This window comes from Plantibacter sp. lyk4-40-MEA-4 (assembly GCF_030209415.1).
In the GTDB taxonomy this organism is placed as follows: Bacteria; Actinomycetota; Actinomycetes; order Actinomycetales; family Microbacteriaceae; genus Plantibacter; species Plantibacter flavus_A.
Genome location: NZ_JARVSA010000001.1, coordinates 124,476 through 141,032 on the forward strand (window position 1 = coordinate 124,476; position 16,557 = coordinate 141,032).

Annotated in this window: 10 protein-coding genes and 2 pseudogenes; 6 read left to right on the plus strand and 6 right to left on the minus strand. The window is 66.0% G+C overall.

Going from position 1 to position 16,557, the window contains the following annotated elements; genetic code table 11:
• Nucleotides 1–124: 124 nt before the first annotated feature.
• Nucleotides 125–970 (plus strand): annotated as a pseudogene (locus QRN44_RS00640) (LysR family transcriptional regulator); the annotation flags it as partial.
• A 24-nt stretch (nt 971–994) separates the two neighbouring features.
• Nucleotides 995–1,444, plus strand: a complete 450-nt coding sequence (locus QRN44_RS00645) for a VOC family protein (protein ID WP_285038166.1) — start codon at nt 995–997, stop codon at nt 1,442–1,444.
• Here the strand turns inward: QRN44_RS00645 and QRN44_RS00650 are convergent.
• Nucleotides 1,416–1,787 carry a hypothetical protein gene (locus QRN44_RS00650; RefSeq protein ID WP_285038027.1) on the minus strand — a complete coding sequence of 124 codons (372 nt, stop codon included), beginning with the start codon at nt 1,785–1,787 and terminating at the stop codon, nt 1,416–1,418. The genes QRN44_RS00645 and QRN44_RS00650 overlap by 29 nt on opposite strands.
• A 257-nt stretch (nt 1,788–2,044) precedes the next feature.
• Nucleotides 2,045–2,299, minus strand: a complete 255-nt coding sequence (locus QRN44_RS00655; RefSeq protein ID WP_285038028.1) for a hypothetical protein — start codon at nt 2,297–2,299, stop codon at nt 2,045–2,047.
• A gap of 594 nt (nt 2,300–2,893) precedes the next feature.
• Between QRN44_RS00655 and QRN44_RS00660 the strand changes: the two genes are divergently transcribed.
• Entirely contained in the window at nt 2,894–4,147 is a 1,254-nt protein-coding gene (locus QRN44_RS00660; protein ID WP_285038029.1) for a hypothetical protein, read from the plus strand.
• Nucleotides 4,148–4,222: 75 nt separating this feature from the next.
• On the plus strand, nt 4,223–5,287 hold the full coding sequence (locus tag QRN44_RS00665) for a restriction endonuclease (RefSeq protein WP_285038030.1): 1,065 nt from the start codon (nt 4,223–4,225) through the stop codon (nt 5,285–5,287).
• 56 nt (nt 5,288–5,343) lie between these two features.
• Here the strand turns inward: QRN44_RS00665 and proA are convergent, their stop codons facing one another.
• Nucleotides 5,344–11,319 carry an anti-phage protein ProA gene (proA, locus tag QRN44_RS00670; protein ID WP_285038031.1) on the minus strand — a complete coding sequence of 1,992 codons (5,976 nt, stop codon included), beginning with the start codon at nt 11,317–11,319 and terminating at the stop codon, nt 5,344–5,346.
• Nucleotides 11,320–11,538: 219 nt separating this feature from the next.
• A pseudogene (locus tag QRN44_RS18585) lies at nt 11,539–11,907 on the minus strand (Swt1 family HEPN domain-containing protein); the annotation flags it as partial.
• 278 nt (nt 11,908–12,185) lie between these two features.
• Between QRN44_RS18585 and QRN44_RS00675 the strand changes: the two are divergent.
• Nucleotides 12,186–13,280: an SRA domain-containing endonuclease gene (locus QRN44_RS00675; RefSeq protein ID WP_285038032.1), complete on the plus strand. Its 1,095-nt coding sequence runs from the start codon at nt 12,186–12,188 to the stop codon at nt 13,278–13,280.
• Nucleotides 13,281–13,310: 30 nt separating this feature from the next.
• Here the strand turns inward: QRN44_RS00675 and QRN44_RS00680 are convergent, their stop codons facing one another.
• Complete coding sequence (locus QRN44_RS00680; protein WP_350310083.1) at nt 13,311–15,023, minus strand: DNA/RNA helicase domain-containing protein; 1,713 nt, start codon at nt 15,021–15,023, stop codon at nt 13,311–13,313.
• Between the two features lie 79 nt (nt 15,024–15,102).
• Nucleotides 15,103–15,423, minus strand: a complete 321-nt coding sequence (locus tag QRN44_RS00685; RefSeq protein ID WP_121292477.1) for a nucleotide pyrophosphohydrolase — start codon at nt 15,421–15,423, stop codon at nt 15,103–15,105.
• 236 nt (nt 15,424–15,659) lie between these two features.
• Here QRN44_RS00685 and QRN44_RS00690 point away from each other — a divergent pair, with 236 nt between their 5' ends.
• Nucleotides 15,660–16,532 carry a sce7726 family protein gene (locus QRN44_RS00690; protein ID WP_285038034.1) on the plus strand — a complete coding sequence of 291 codons (873 nt, stop codon included), beginning with the start codon at nt 15,660–15,662 and terminating at the stop codon, nt 16,530–16,532.
• Nucleotides 16,533–16,557 lie beyond the last annotated feature (25 nt).

Sequence of the window (16,557 nt, forward strand, 5' to 3'; positions counted from 1 at the left end):
GTATCGGCTGACGCGGACGGGCGTCTTCGCGCTGTCCTGGTGACCAACGTAGTCAGATCGATCCGTCATGAATATTGAGGGTTTCCACGCGACCAGTTAGCTTGAGCTGATGAATCTCTCTCAGATGCGGATCATGCGCGAACTGGCCGAGCGCGGCACGATCGCGGCCGTCGCACGGCACCTGCATGTGACGGCACCGGCGATCTCGCAGCAGCTGGCCGCGCTGCATCGCGAGCTCGGTGTCGCGCTGACGTATCGGGTGGGGCGCGAGATCCGCCTGACCGAGGCCGGCATGGCGCTGGCCGAGATGGCGGGGACCGTGCACACGCTGATCGACCGTGCGGCCGAGACGGTGCGTGAGTACGGTGACGACGCGGGCGCGCGGGTGCGGGTGGCGGCGTTCCAGAGTGCCGGGCAGGCGTTGCTGCCGGGATTGCTGGAGGACGCTGAGGGTGGCCCGTCGCTGGTGTTCGGGGAGCACGATGTCGCGCAACCCGAGTTCGCCGAGCTCGTCGACCAGTACGACCTCGTCGTCGCGCACCGAATGGACCACGACGAGCCGTGGGCTTCGGAGCAACTGTCGGTGACGACGCTGTTGAGCGAGCCGTTCGACGTGGCGATGTCGGTGGACCATCCGCTGGCCGGGCGGTCATCGGTGTCCGCGGTGGAATTGGCGGACGAGTCGTGGATCGCAGCGCACGCAGGCTTCGCGCCAGATGTCGCGCTCGGGGTGGTCGAGGCGACGGCGGGCGTGCGGTTCCATCGCGCGCATCGGGTGAACGACTACCACCTGGCGGCGTCGCTCATCGTGGGCGGGCAGCTGCTGGCGTTGTTCCCGAGGTACACGGCGCCGCGGGCAGACCCGCGGCTGGTGCTGGTGCCGCTCGCGGACGTGCGGATCGCGCGCAACATCGACGTGCTCGCGCGACCGCATGCGCTCGCGCGGGTGGCGGTGGCGGGGACGCTGGAGCGATTGCAGGACGGAGCTGATGCGCTGCAGCGGGATCGTCCGTCGGCGCCGGTCGGTCCCGGGCTGCATCACGTCGAGGTGTGGCTCGCGGACGTCGAGGCGGAGCGCGCGAGCTGGGCCTGGCTGCTGTCCCGTGTCGGGTTCGTCGCGGAGAGCGAGTGGCCGGGCGGCGAGTCCTGGGAGGCCGGCGACACCTACATCACGCTGACGGCGTCGCCGAACCTCAGCGCGGAGTCGCACGATCGGCGACGGCCGGGCGTGAATCATCTCGCGTTCCACGGCGGCACGCGGGAGGCCGTCGATGCGATCATGGCGGCGGGCCCCGAACACGGCTGGCGGCCGCTGTACCAGGACCGCTATCCGCACGCCGGTGGCGAGCAGCACTACGCGGGCTGGCTCGAGAACGAGGCGGGGTTCAAGGTCGAGGTGGTCGCTGGACCTGCGATCAGCGATGCGCGGGTTGACGTCGCCTGAGTAGCGTCACCCGCGTCTCGACGCTGACGATCGCGATGATGACCAGGCCGACGCAGCCGAGTCCGGCCGCCGTGTTGCCGCTGAGCAGGAAGATTCCGCCGAGCCCGAGGCAGACGAGCAGGAGATCGTTGAAGCTCCCGGCCCGGGCGGTGACGGATAGGTCCCGCTCAAGACCATCCGACTCGTCGACCCGACCCTTCGCGAGGAGGTGCTCCCGGAGCATCTTGGACCCCAGGCCCGACGACATGACAATCACTGCGTAAGCAGCGGCCACAATCGGCTGCGGGACCTCCTGCCAGAGAACCGTCTGGACCAACCACGTGAGCACGATGGCGCCTGCCACGGCGGCCGTGAAGATGTACCAGGGCTTACCCACCAGACTCCTCCCCTCACTGCGGATCGGCCGATGCCGAGCATCTCATCGAAGCTAGGCGCAGCGTGAAGTGACGTCAATGCACTGGTGACATAAGCCACACGCGTTACCTGTGAGAGGAGCTGCTCTGCCGCTGATCGCACGCCTCAGGACGACGCGACGCAGGGCCAGCTCGCGAGGACGCCAACGCCAGCGGGTCCGCTCGGCGTCGGTGGTCGGTCGCCCCGTCACCTCTTGCCGAGATAGATCTCACTGGCACAGAGCGCAGCGACCTCTGGAAAGGTGAGGCGCGATTCGGAGGAAGCGAGCTCTGGCACGCACAACATGACCTCCACCGGCTCGACACCGAGCTTGTCGGTGACAGCGAGGACCGAACTCCAGGCTCTGGAGAAGTCGTCGGTCGTGACCGGCGTACCGGTTGCGACCAGCGCCGCGGCAGTCGCCTGCTGCACTCGTTCGTAGGAGTACGAGCCGCCAACCACCTCGCGTGCTTATTCTATCGGATCATCTGCAGCTTGAAGCGAAGGAGCGTCGGCTGGCGGCGACTGCATCGACGATTGGCTGTCCGATTGCACGGCTACTGGAGGACGCGATCCGTCGACGACAACGCTGACGACGACGATCGCGCCGATCGCCGCGATGATCGAGCACGTGATCAGCAATCGTCCCGCCGTCGTTCGGGTGAACCTTGCCGGCGCGGGTAGGTCCCCCCTGGGATCCGTTTCGGGTAGCGGTTCAGACATGCGGAGGTCGCTCTCCATCGGGTCAAGCCGGGGTGGTCGATGCCGGGCGGACATGCCGGGCTCGTCGATCCGCCTTGCGCTACCCTCCCACAACTCGGGCGCGTGACCCATTCTGGGACTGATGACCCCCGACCCTCCCCCGCCAGACTGTGCTTGGCCCGGTTCGCGGGTCCGTCCCCTGCCGTCGAAGATCCGATGCCGCTGCGGGTCGCGTTGACCCGATGCAAGGACCGTTCCCATGAGCTCAACCACCCCGCCCTCTGCCACGCCCGTCGGCTACGTCCGCGCGTCCGCCGCCGTGCTTCGCGACATCGCTACTTGGGCGGTTTGATCATGAGCAGCGAGATCGAACTCATCGGCGATGACAATGGCTACGCCGTCATCGGGGATCAATCAGCCGTGGAGCGATTCCTGAACGCGCAGGGCTTGGCATCCAAGGACCTTGGACTGCAGAGGCTGAGTCCAGCTCTCGGCACCGCAGCTGCCACGGTGCAAGCAGGTGCAGAGATCGCTGCGAACTCCGGCCGCTGGGTGAAACTCACGAGGGAATCCGCGCAAGCCCTCAACCAGTTCACTGCGATGAAGGGGTCTGCTGCACACCTCAGCCGGGCCGTCGTGACCGAGAACGGCAGGATCAAGGGAATTCTGCAGTTCGTCAAAGGCTCGGGCGTTTCGCTCACCAACCCTGCAATGCTCGCCGGTGCCGCTGGAATCATGGCGCAGATCGCGATGCAGCAGGCGATGAACGAGATCACCGACTACCTCGCGGTGATCGATGCAAAGGTCGACGATCTGCTCCGCGGGCAGAGAGACTCCGTCCTCGCCGACATGATAGGTGTCGACCTCATGGTCGAGGAGGCAATGACCATCCGAGAGCACTCCGGGCGCGTCTCCGAGACCGGCTGGTCGAAGATCCAGAACTCGTCGGGCATCGTCGCTCGAACTCAGGCGTATGCACTGCTGCAACTCGATGCCATTGCGGAGAAGCTGGAGCGGGAGCGCGATGTCGATGACCTCGCTGTCCTGACGAAGACTGCTGAGACATCGGTAGGCGAATGGCTAGCCGTACTGGCGCGATGCTTTCAACTGCAGGACGGCATCGCGATCCTCGAGCTCGACCGGGTGCTTGATGCGTCACCGGCGGAGCTCGACTCCCATCGCGTGGGGCTCCAAGCTGCCCGGCAAAACCGATTGAATCGAATCGCGAAGACGACGGAAGCTCTGCTCGCCAGAATCAACGCCGCTGCAGCACTCGCGAATGGCAAGGTCCTGCTGAATCCGTTCTCGGCACGGAAGGTCGTGCGTTCAAGCAACCACGTGTCCGCGGGCATCGTGGAATTTGAAGGCCGGTTGGGAATCGAGAGCGACCATGAGGCACTACAGGCGAAGCGTTGGGGCGAGGCGGCTGCCGACGTTCGCGACAGCGCTCTCGAAACCGGCGCCGCCGGTGTCGGCGCAGCGGTCCGCCTCGGGAATGAAGGAGTCGACCGCGCTCGCGTCGCGGCGGGGACGCTGCTGGGCGGCATGTCCGAGCGGATGCTCCGTCGACGTGGCGGCGACGAAAAACCTCCATCGAAGGAGTTCTAGGCATCCTTGACGTTTGTGCTCCGAGCATCTTCGTTAGCGCATTAAGATCGAGGCAATCATCAATCGGGGGTTGGAATGGTTGCAGCGTGGGTTATTCGAGCGGGCAAGCACGGCGAGCGCGATGCCTGGGCAATAGCGAATGACTCGTCGGGCGGCGGATGGCAGGAACTACCAGATCTCTCCGGTTGCCGTTCCAGGGAAGACGTGGGCCAGATAGTCCGAGCCACCTACAACGAGTTCGGCCCAGCAGCGCTTGCGAACTACACCGGCCAAACCTGGGCACTCCGCTCCCGGATCAAGGTTGACGACATTCTTGTCATGCCCCTGAAGACGACCAAACAAATCGCCATCGGGCGGGTGACCAGTGGCTATCACTATCTTTCTGAGGAACCGGACCCGAACAGACGTCACGTCGTAGGCGTCTCTTGGGAACGCACTGACGTCCCGCGCTCTGCGATCAAGCAGGATTTGCTGTACACACTGGGGTCAGCTTTGTCGATTTTCGCTCCCACGAAGAACCATGCAATCGCTCGTCTCCAAGGGATTCTCGACAACGGCGAGGATCCCGGACAGATCCCGTACATGTCTGCTCCGATGCTCGCGCACCACGCCGGAGACGCTGTGATGCTCGAGGATGACGTCGACGAGCCAGAGCTGAGACCAGACATTGCCGAGGTTGCACAGAGCCAAATCACCGCGCGAATCGCCCAAGAGTTCGCTGGCCACGATCTTGCCCTGCTCGTCGCGGAACTCCTGAAGGCGGAGGGATTTGTAACGTCCCAGTCAGCCCCCGGTGCGGATAACGGCATAGACATTGTCGCTGGTCGTGGGCTTCTTGGGATGGACAGCCCGCGGATCATCGTGCAGGTCAAGTCGGGTGGCCAAGTAGGGGATCCGGTCGTGCGTGACCTTCTTGGTGTCGTCCACGATCAGGCTGCTGACCAAGGGCTCCTTGTAGCTTGGGGTGGCCTTTCGCGCGCTGCCAAAGACTCCGTGCAACGCCAGAGATTCAAGCTCCGGCTCTGGGATGACAATGATGTGGTCGACGCAGTTCTGCGCCTGTACCCTCAACTCCCCGAGGACATTCAGGCTCGCATTCCGCTCCGCACGGTCTGGATGCTCGCCGACACGTCTGACTGAACGACTGCTGGCGATACCCGGCGAAACCGCAGCGGCTTGTGCTCCCGATGACCGGGCTAAAAGGGCCCAACCACGACGGTGTGTTCCCCGCTCCGCGCCAGGCGTCCCGAGTCCAGCCCGAACTCCAACGCATCGTCGAGGCGGGCTCCGATCGCGGTGGTGACGCGCTTGCCACCGAAGATCGCGAGGGTCTCGCGGCGCAGTTCGTCGGGCGAGAGGCCGGCGGACTCCTCCGCTGCGATCGCCATCGCGTTCGCGATCTCCACCAGGGAGATGTGCTCGATCGCACGAGCCGCTTCGGCCGTCGACTGACGCGCACCGCGCCACGTGAGTGGGTCGATCGACGTCGGCCAGGCGAACGGTTCGTCGGAGCGGCCCAGTAATTCGGCCGGGACCTTGTCGAGGATGGACTTCGCCCGCGAACCCGCCACCCGGTCGAGACCGAACGCACCCGCGACCAGCTTCGCCAGACGCGTCACATGGATCGGCCCCTCGGCCTCAACCGCAGCACGGATCGCGCCCTGCACCGCGACGACCGACTGGCGCCCCGGCAACCGGTCGAGCACTTCGATCCCACCCAGCGTGGGTGCATCCCAGGGCTGGTACTCCGAGAGCTCCGGGTGCCGCGCGGACCTGTCCGCCACCGGCGCCGCCTCGACAGGCTGCGCCGCACCGACCTTGCGGTCGCGGAACTCCGACAGCGTCTCGAGCGACGCCAGCCGCTCCGACCACTCCCGCACTCGGGCGCTGCGAACCGGCGCGGGCGCATCCGAATCCTCGGGAGCGACATCGGCCTCATCGCTAGCCGACGCATCAGCCGCATCCGACTCCGCACCAGCCGCGACCTCCGCCACCGCACTCCCCGCAGCAGCCCGCTCAGCCGCAGCCTCCACCGCCGCGACCAGCCGGTCCAGCACCTCCTCGCGGTGGTGCAACCACTCCGGCAGCCACACGCGCTCGACGCCCGGCCACCGCATCAGGCCGCGCAGCACCTCGACCGGCAGTCCGTCGCGGTCCGCGACCGTCCGACGCTCACGCCACGACGCGCCGTCAAGCAGCACCGCCACCAGCGGTCGATCGGGCTCCGCCTCGGTCGCGATGCTGATGTCCACGCGGAAGTCCGACAGCCCAACGTCCGTCCGCACCGCGTGCCCGGCGTAGCGGAGCTCGTCGGCGATCTCGTCGCGGTGGCGGTCGATGATCGCCTGACGACGCCCGTCCTCGCCGGCCGCCTCACTCCCGCGCTGCGCCAGCTCCAGGTACGCCTTCAGGTGCTTGATGCCGATCGACGACGTCTGCTCCGCCCGTAGCTCCGACGGGTCGAAGCTCGCGAACAACACCACCTGTCGCCGCGCCCGCGTCACCGCGACGTTCAACCGTCGCTCGCCACCGGCGCGCGTGAGCGGCCCGAAGTTCAACGGGATCACGCCCTTCTCGTTCGCGCTGAACGCGATCGAGAACAGGATCGTGTCACGCTCGTCGCCCTGCACGTTCTCCAGGTTCTTGACGAACAGTCCGTCCTGCTCATCGAGAGCCAGCGCGATCCGCGGGTCGGTGCTGTCACGAAGCAGATCCTCGATCAACGTCCGCTGCTGGGCGTTGAAGGTGATGACCCCGAGCGACGGCGTCTCCTCCGGCGATGCCTCGAAGCGACGCGAGATCTCCTCGACGATCGCCTGCGCCTCCACCGGGTTGGTCCGCAGCGACTTGCCGCGGCCACCCCGCTCGAACTGCCCTTCGAGCCGGACAAATGCCAGCCCGTGACCCGCGACCCCACCGTCGCCCGCGCCCGCGAACGGCGCCGGGAACGACGACAACTGGCTGTCGTAGTAGTGGTGGTTCGAGAACGCGATGAGCGACTCGTCCTGGCTGCGGTAGTGCCACGACAGCCACTTGCTCGGCACCCGCGCCTGCACGCACTCGGACAGGATCGACTCCTCGTCCTGCAGCACCTCGCTCGCGAAGTCGGCGTCATCGTCGATCGTCGCACCCGCCTCGGCGAACGTCGTCGGCGGCATCTGCTTGCTGTCGCCCACGACCACGACCGAGCGCGAACGCCCCATCGCGCCGATCGCATCGGCGACCCGGATCTGCGACGCCTCATCGAACACGACGATGTCGAACAACTCCGCAGCAGCGGGGAAGAACCGCGCGACCGACTCCGGGCTCGCGAGCGTGCACGGCATGATCTGCGTGATGAGCTCGCCGAAGTTCTCGAGCAGCGCACGGACGCTCATGCCGCCGCGCTGACGGTCGATCTGGCGACGCAGCCCACCGACCTGACCGCTCTCCGACTGGGAGCTGAACGTCCGCAGCCCGAGCACCGACGCCGGGATCGCCCGCGGCAGCTCCTCACGCACGGCCTTCACGCTCGTGGTGAAGCGGGTGACGCTGCGGTTGTGGGCGGTGGCGTCGAAGGCGTCGAGCGTGGTGGTGCGCTCGCGCTCGTCGATCGACGCCTGCGCGAGGCCCTTCTCGAAGGCGAGCGTCGCGTCCTCGGTCTCGATGCGACCGGCGAGGATCGCGGCGCGGACGTCGTCGAGCCCGTGCGCGCGGAGCGGTTCGATGACCCGCACGAGGTCGAGCCAGCGTTCGAGGACGACAGGCTCGGCGGCGTCGAGGCGGCGGGCGTCGCGCGTCGACCACCAGGCCTGCAGGAAGCCCTCGCCACCCGACCACGCCGACAGGCGCTCGGTGCTGACGGCTGCGGTGCGCAGGGAGTCGCTCCAGGTGCTCGCGAGCGTCGTCAGCGCCTGGGCCGCTTGCTGCGACGGCTGGGTCGTGGCGTAGTGGTCGCGGACCGCGGTGATGAACGCGTCGTCGGGCGAGCCGGGGAGCCGGAAGCCCTCCGACAGCCAGCGGTACCAGCCGAGCAGTTCGCGGACGGGCTGGGTCGGCTCGACGAGCGGGTTCCAGCGGTCGCCCACGAGCGGGAGCGCGGTGGACCGGAGCGTACCGCGCAGCTGGACGAGGCGGTCATGGGCCGCCTTCGCGTCGGTGAGCTGCGGCACGAGCTGCTTGACCTTGAACGAGGTCGCGTCGACGGCGAGCACATCGCTCAGCTGCGCGAGCGCGGCCCGGAGCCGCTTCTTGCGACCGAAGAAGCTCGATGCGGCAGCCTGCTCGGCGGCGTGGAGCGGGCCGGCGATGTCGCGGTCGAGGATGGCCGGCGTGAACGTCGAGCGCCACTCGGCCTGGGCGTCGCGGAGCTGTTCGGCGGCGGCGAGGGCGTCGTCGAGCCGGGAGAAGTCCTCGGGCCGCGTTCCCGCCATGAGTGCGCCGATCGGCAGGCGCGGTGCGGTGACGGCGGTCGCCCAGAGTCCGAGGAGGTCGGGTCGCGACGCGAGGCGCAGCGCGTCCATCGGGAGGCCGGCGTCGAGCGTCGTCGCAAGAGCAGCGTCCATCGATTGGGCGGCCTGCTGCACGGTCGCGGCGTCGAGACCGGGGGCGGACGGGCCGTCGAGGAACGCCCACGGGTGGGTCGTGCTCGGGCGAGCGAGGTCGGAGCGCTCGGGGAGGTCGCGGAACACCTGCCGCAGCTGCTCGAAGGCCTCGGACGTTCCGGCGGAGACGAGCTGCTCGGGGATCGCCATCGGGACGAGGTCGTGGTCCATCGCGAGCAGGCGACTCCGCGCGGAGTAGAGCGAGAAGCCGGCGGCGTTGACCTCGTGGAGGCGGTCGGCGTAGCGGGTGAGGGTGCGGAGGCCGGACTCGGACAGCTCGCGGTTGGTGCTCAGCGCGTCGATGTCGGCCTTGGTGCGGAGGTCGAGGCCGGTCTTGATCTGCGCACGGACGACGTTGGGCCTGGCGCCCTTGTCGTGGAGGTCGAGCGAGAAGGCGCCGAGTCCGACGTCTTCGAGTCGCTGCTTGACGACGTTGAGCGCTGCACGCTTCTCGGCGACGAACAGGACCTTCTTGCCCTCGGCGAGCGAGCGGGCGAGGAGGTTGGTGATGGTCTGCGACTTGCCGGTGCCGGGAGGGCCTTCGAGCACGAAGGTGCGGCCGGCGACCGCCTCGGCGACGGCGTCGAGCTGGGAGGAGTCGGCGGCGACCGGGCAGTCGAGGCCGAGACGGTCGAGGTCGGTGTCGGTCTGTGCGGGCGTCGGGTCGGCGTAGGCCTCGAGCGGCGAGTTGATGAGGTGTTCGACGAGGCTGTTGGAGGCGAGCGTCTCCCAGTTCTCGTCGAGGTCCTTCCACAGCCGGTACTTCGCGAACTGGAGGATCGACAGCGACACCGTCTCTTCCACACGGAACGGCAGGCCGGCGTCGAGGATCGCCTGGCGCACGGCGGTGAACGCGGCCGGGAGGTCGATGCCGGAGCCGTCCTCGACGGGGTTGGCGAGTCCGGGGATCTCGAGGCCGAAGCTCAGGCGCAGCTTCTCGAGCAGGCAGTAGTTGGGCGTCGACGAGCCCGACTCGTCGAGGGTGAGGCGGTAGGACGAGCCTCGGCTCGTGGTCGTGAGCGTGACGGGCACGAGCACGAGGGGCGAGCGGAGGTCGCGGTCGCCGAAGCGCCAGCTCAGCATGCCGAACGCGAGGTAGAGGTTGTTGGCGCCGGTCTCCTCGACGATCGTCTTGGCCTTGTAGGCGAGCGCGCGGAGCTTCGTCGGGTAGGCGGCCTCGGTGACGTCGATGAAAGCGCTCTTCTTGTCGTCGAGGAAGGTGATGCGGTCGCTCTCGTCGAGGTCGCGGCCGAAGCGGATGCCGCGCTGCTGGTCGATCGTCGCGACGCTGTCGGAGGCGACGAGGGTGAGCGGGGTGCCGTGGTTGATGCTGTCCTCGAGGCGGCCGAGCGCGGGGCCGGGGACGGCGAGCTCGAAGCCGGAACGGTCGGTGTAGTTGATGAGCTTGTTGCGAAGGCTGAGGTCGAGGAGGGCGTTCTTCCAGGTGGAGACGCGTTTGGGGACGTCGGGGCCGTGGCCGGCGGCGGTCGACTCGGCGGTGGCCGGGGCGTCCTGCGTGAGGGCGCGGGCTTCGGGTGCCTGGTAGAGGGTGACGACGGGTTCGCCCTCGGCGTTGATCCGGCGGCTCGGCAGTGGGTAGATCTTGCGGAGGCGGGCCTGGACGACGTCGGTGACGCCGATGAAGTCGTCGAGTGAGCCGGCGAGGTGCTCGGTGTGGGGGCGGCGAGAGGCCTCGGCGAAGGTAGCGGAGGCGCCGGTGAGCATGGTGGTCTCGACGACGCCGATGCGGCCGAGTTCGAGGGAGTTGACGGCTTCGGAGACGTCGGTGCTGGCGACGACGTCGAGGGTGGTCTGGACGCGCCAGTAGCCGAGGAAGATGTGGTCGTTGAGGAGCCAGAGGAGGGGGTGGATGCCGATGGCTTCGAGCACGGACGCGAGCAGGATGGTGGTGTCGAGGCAGGTGCCGAGGTGGCTGGTGAGGACTTCCTCGGGGGTGCGGACCTTCTGGCCGCTCTGGCCCCAGCTGGCGGGTGGTTCGGCGTAGCGGATGTCGCGGGCGCGGGCGGCGTCCCAGACGGCGGCGACGATGGCGTCGATGCGGGCGGGGTCGTCGAGTTGGTAGGTGGCGAGGGAGCTGTTGCCGGTCTGCTTCTCGAGGAGGTCGGAGACTTCGAGCATGAGCTCGCTGACGACGAGGGCGTTGGGTTGCACGTGGGCGGCGAGGAGCTCGAGGCCGAGCTGCACGGGTGCGGCGATCCACTGGTTGGACGCGAGCACGGTGACGGGGCTCTCGACCATGCCGAGCTGGGTGCCAGCGGCGTCGCGCGCGGTGACGCGGATGACGCCGGGGCGCTGTTCTTCGACGAGGAGCATGCGGCGTGGGTCGAGGAGCACCTCGGGGCTGCGGAGGAGGGTGGTGCGGTCTTCGCCGAGGTCGGCGAGGAGCACCTTGGTGTCGGCGAGGGCGCCGTCGGCGGTGACGACGTCGATCTCGACGGACGCCGCCCGGCGTTCCCCGCCGTGGTTCTCGAGGACGATCTCGTCGATCACCGCGATGCTGCAGTGCGCCATCGCGTAGCTGAGCGTCGGCGTCGCGCTGACGCGGATGGAGACGGGCGCTTCCGACAAGGAACCTTCGGTGCTCTGCTGATCGTCCGCTTCGCGATCGCGGGCCTCTCCTGTCAACGCACCCCTTTCGGTCCCTGAGCCTGTCGAAGGGCCCATCTCGCCAACGCTCCCCGCCTCGCCCAACGCAACCCCCTCGGTCCCTGAGCTTGTCGAAGGGCCCAACACCCGCCCCTTCAACTCCCCCACAACCGCAGCCTGCTCCGCCGCCCCGACGCTCTCCAACAACAACTGCATTGAATCCAACGCCCGATACGCCGACTGCTCCGTGAACCCAGCGTTGTGGGCCCAGGCATTCCGAACCTCCCGAAGCTCGCTCGCGTACCCGCGAGCGCTTCGCGACAGCACGCGGTCGAACGGGTACCCCAGCTCCCCGATACGCTCGGTCATCGCCCTGAGCATCAGCGACACGTCGGTCGCCGAGTACCGCCCGTGCCCGATCCCGGCCGTGCGGTCCTTCTCCTCGATGATCCGAGTCCACTCGACCCCAGGAACCGCCTCGCCAAACGCACCCTCGACGATGGGCCGAAGCCCCAACCCGAGCTGCTCGAGCCCCTGGCCGACGGCGGAGTTGAGTTCAGAAGCGTCCACGTGTGCGGCCTTTCATTGGGGTGGTGCGTTTGACTCGGGCGCGGACCTCGACCATCAGATGGCCGCGACAGAACTACACCCTGTGGTGTCTGTCGCGACAGTGAGATGTTGTCGCCACGACCCCAGGAAGCCTGCCGGGCGCGCCTGTACGAACCCTAACGAACACTGGGGACACCGCTGCCTCGCGACCTTCCCGACCCATCGCAACGGACGGTCACTGGCCCAACAAGAGTTGGCCATTCACCCGATAAGCAACACATGGCCGATAGTGTCGGCTCATGCCGCTCATCACACCTGCAAGCCTCTCCCTCGAGCTCCAGGTGGATCAGAAACGCATTCGCGACGTCCTCCGGGAGCTGTACGGCACGCTTCCAACCGGGACGACGCGATGGGAACTCAACGATGGGCAAGCGGACGCCGTGCGTTCACGTTTTGCCGCAAGCGAGGCCGACAAGGGACGTCAGTGGACGCTCGAGATCGGCGACACTGTCCGTCGCCGCGAGATCCACAATGCCTTCCGTGGTCAGCAGCAGGGCGGCATCTCCACTCCGAAGAGCATCCCCGACATTCTGATCTTCACCGACCCGAAAGAGGGCTCGAAGTTCGGCTACGACCAATTCGAAGGGCTCCGCGAGGACGGCTCCTACTCCTACACGGGCGAGGGGCAAGAAGGACACCACGAGTTTCTCCGCGGGAACAAGGCTCTGCGTGATGCAGCTGCTGCTGGCAAGACCATCCGTCTGTTTCAGACGAGCGGGACGATGGCAACCTACGTCGGCGCGTTCACAACGGGTGAGCCCGTCTATCGAACAGAAACTATCCCCGACGTGAAGGGCGCTCAGCGGTTAGGGATCATCTTCAATCTGGTACCCCTTGATGCCGACACCACGCTCCTCCCTCCTTATCGCGGTGAGCGCTCGGCAAGTACCACGATCACCGAGTGGACGGCGCCGGATCACTCCGACATCGTTGTCGCCCAGGATGAGCTGGTCACCACCGGAGAACGACTGATTTCGCGAGTCGAATTCGAGCTACAGGCCGATTTCGGTCGTTGGCTCGAGAGCCAAGATCACGTCATCAAGCGGCTCACGCTTCCCACGGCATCGTCCACGGTCGTGCCTGATCTCTACGTCGAGTCGAACGGCTGGATCGTCGAGGCGAAGAAGTCCTCAGGACGCGCCTATGTGAGGACCGCAATAGGCCAGGTGCTTGACTACGCGCATATCGCGCGACGCGCGGGATTTACCGTGACCCCAGTCGTCCTTTTACCTGGCCGCCCGGAGCAAGAGCTCCTGGAGCTTATGGCGACTCTGGACATCACCGTTGTCGTCCGCAGTGGCGACTCGTTCCACACACTGGAACCCGCCGACTAACGCGCCGGGCCACCGCAACCTCAGTGGCGGCTAACGAGATCCCTCCGCGAACTGCGATGGCAGGACGCTACCGAGGTGCGCCCGCAGCGCGGGATCGCTCACATATACGTAGGTCCCGCGGATACCGCGAGTCAGCAGCACCGTGTAAATGTTCGTGACGTAGCGCAGAAGATCGTCGTCCGAGTAGGTCAGGCCGAGAGCCGGGTTGTTCTCCTTGCCCTTCTTGTCGAAGTAGGACTCTCGATGGAAGACGATGCGATTCGCCTCAACGTCGTACCGCAGATCTGGCCCGATGATCACTCCTGCGTAGTTCAGGTCGTATCCCTGAACGGTGTGGATCGAGCCGACCTCCTCGAGCGCCTTCGGCGACGCGATCCAGTCGGTCTGCGTGCCGTTCCAGCGCATGGAGACATCGTCGATGACGATGTCGTACGCGTCCTTGTCGTTCTTCGTCTTCCACTCCCAGGCGTAGCCCGCGACCATTCGCGCGAGCCCGAACTCGGCGTCCCGCTTGCGGATCTCCTCCCGCATCTCAGCGAGGTCGTCGAACAACCTGAGGTCGTACTCGCCGAAGTCCGGCGCCAGCTCGATCTCCACCTGGTTTCCAAGGACGTTTCGGACGTAGTCCACGTAGCCCGACCCCGCGCGCACGCGCATCTGCGAGGCGAGGCCGGCGTATCGATCAGCAGACTGCGCTCTGGCGACCAGCTGGTGCAGGTGCTCAGCTGGGACATCCGCGGGACGAACACTCTGTCCGGCGTCGAGCAGGAAGATCTGGTGCGCGCTCTTCGCGATGATCCAGTCGAGTTGTGTCTTCGACGTGTCGTCTTCGCCGAACAACCTGGTCGTGATTTCGCGGAACTGCTTGTTCTGTGCCGCGGATGGTTGGTTCGCTCGCCGATTGAGCCGGTGCGCCTCATCGACGACGAGGAGATCGAATTCCTCGTCGGATACCCCGACATCGAATGCGGTCATGACCATGTCCGGGTGTAGGCCAGGCGTCTTGCGGAACACCTGCTTGATCGAAGCGCGCAATGACTGCTGCGGGACGACGATCCCGACCTTGAAACCCTGCAGCAGCCCACGGTGACGCTCGGTGAAAAACGACGAGAAGAGCGTGTCATCGTCAGGTTCGTCGAGGGCAGCTGAGCCTCGGATGTCAGCGATCAGTTTCAGCAGGTAGATCGCGACGACCGTCTTGCCGGTTCCGGGATCGCCCTGAACGACGGTCGTGCTTCGTTGCGACCGGGTGAGGTCTTCGAAGAGCCCCTCGAGTACGCCTTCGACAGCGATGGTCTGATCAGGTGTGAGCGCTTTGAACGGCGACAGCTTGAAGAGGTCGCTGTTCTCGATCTCGGGAAGGGATCGAGTGAAGACACCATCCGCCCTGAGTCGATCGAAGACGTCCTCGAAGGACTCGCGGTAACGGTCGCGATCGAAATAGTTGGCGTCGACGATGCCGTCATTTCGATTGAGCACCTGGTAGGCGCCGTCCCCGGCGAGCATGCGGATCAGGAAGGATTCGAGATCGAGACAGACCGACTTGTTGAAGGTCTCATCCACGATCACACGAAGACCGGTAAGATGTTCCTTCGCTGTGGACTCGAAGTGCTGACGCATGCGCGCAGCGACGTTGAGGGACTCACCGACGTAGACATCACGCTCGGCGGCGACACCGGCCCGCTTCCGTCGCGGGGCCGAAGAAACGTTGGACGATCCGACCGGCCCATCCAACAGATACACGACCGGCCAATCGCTGAATCGGCGATCACCCGCCGCCCAGAGCTTGACCTCGGTCGATGTGAAGTCGAGACTCGTGATCTCAGAGTTCGTCATACTTCACAGACCGCCCCCGCGCCTTCTCCACCGGGTATTTTTCCCGCGTCCGTGCGAGCTTGTCGCGGACGATCGTCTCCGCATCGAGACCGAGCCGATCCGTCAACAACAAGCAATAGGTGAGGACATCGGCCAATTCGTCGCGCACGCGACCGGTGTCGGCATCCGCCCCCCACTGGAAGCATTCAAGTAGCTCGGCTGCCTCGATCGAGATGCTCTTAGCAAGGTTCTCCGGCGTATGGAACTGTGCCCAATCACGCTCGGCCACGAAATCGGCGAGCTCGTCGCGCAGTGAGGGGTCCGCCATCCGGTCAATCTATCAGCGGTACTCCATAAGCCGTGGCTCGAGCGTTCACGGTGCCGAGTACTGCCTCGACACTCTGGAACGCAATCTCCATAACACGCTGGCCGGGCTCCGCGGCACGCCACCTTCGACCCCCAGCTGCGCTCCCACGCGCCAGAAACGTTCCCTTCGGCGCCAGAATCACGCAACCCCGGCGCCGCCCTGGCTGCCGCAGTTGGCCTGTGTCCTAGACTCTCGCCGTGCCCATCTCGAATCCGCCCGCGCTGGCAGCGACGTTCTCACCAGCGGTGATGAAGGCCCTCGCCAGCGAGAACTTCGGGCCAGTGGCCGCTCGCGTGGAGCGCCTACTCGAGCCGCATGAGTCAGATGCCAAACCTCTCGGTCAGGCCTTCAATGACGCACACTCTCGCCTCCTCGCGAGCTACCAGAGCGAGTACTCCTACAAGAACCAGATCGTCTCGAAGATCGTCCTCGGTAGGCACTCTCTGACCACCGCATCTGCACTAATCGAGCAGCCCATGTCCGCTTCGGTGGCCGATGTCCTCGTCTTGAACGGAACTTCGACCGTATACGAGGTCAAGACAGACCTAGACTCCTTCGCACGCCTTCAAGCTCAAGTACGCGACTATATCCGGCACGCGGAGTACGTCTACGTGGTTGTCTCGGAGCGCCGCGCGAGTACAGCGAAGAAGAATGTGCCCGAAGAGGCCGGCATCATCACTCTGCGGCCACGAGGCAATCTGTCCGTTATTCGGCCAGCTCCGTCGAACCTAGCCACGTTGCGCCACACCGACATCTTCAGGCTCCTGCGGACCGGTGAGGCGTTGTCGGTGATGAGAGCGACCGGTGGGGACCCGCAGAAGAGCCCATCAGGTCACGCAAGGGACGTGGCGTACGCACACTTTCGCGCCCTGCCACTCCTACAAGCGCACGAAGCTGTGGTCCAAGCACTAAAGCTCCGGAGCACGAGCGCCCGTGCACTGCTTAGCGATCCTGGATTTCCATCTAGCCTTCGAAGCCTTGCTTACGCAACTGAACTTTCAGTCATTGGATCCAACAGGTTGTCCAACCGACTGAAGCTGCCCATCTCCGCCATTCTCGACAGTGTTTGACGCAGCACCGCTTTGACGGCATGAT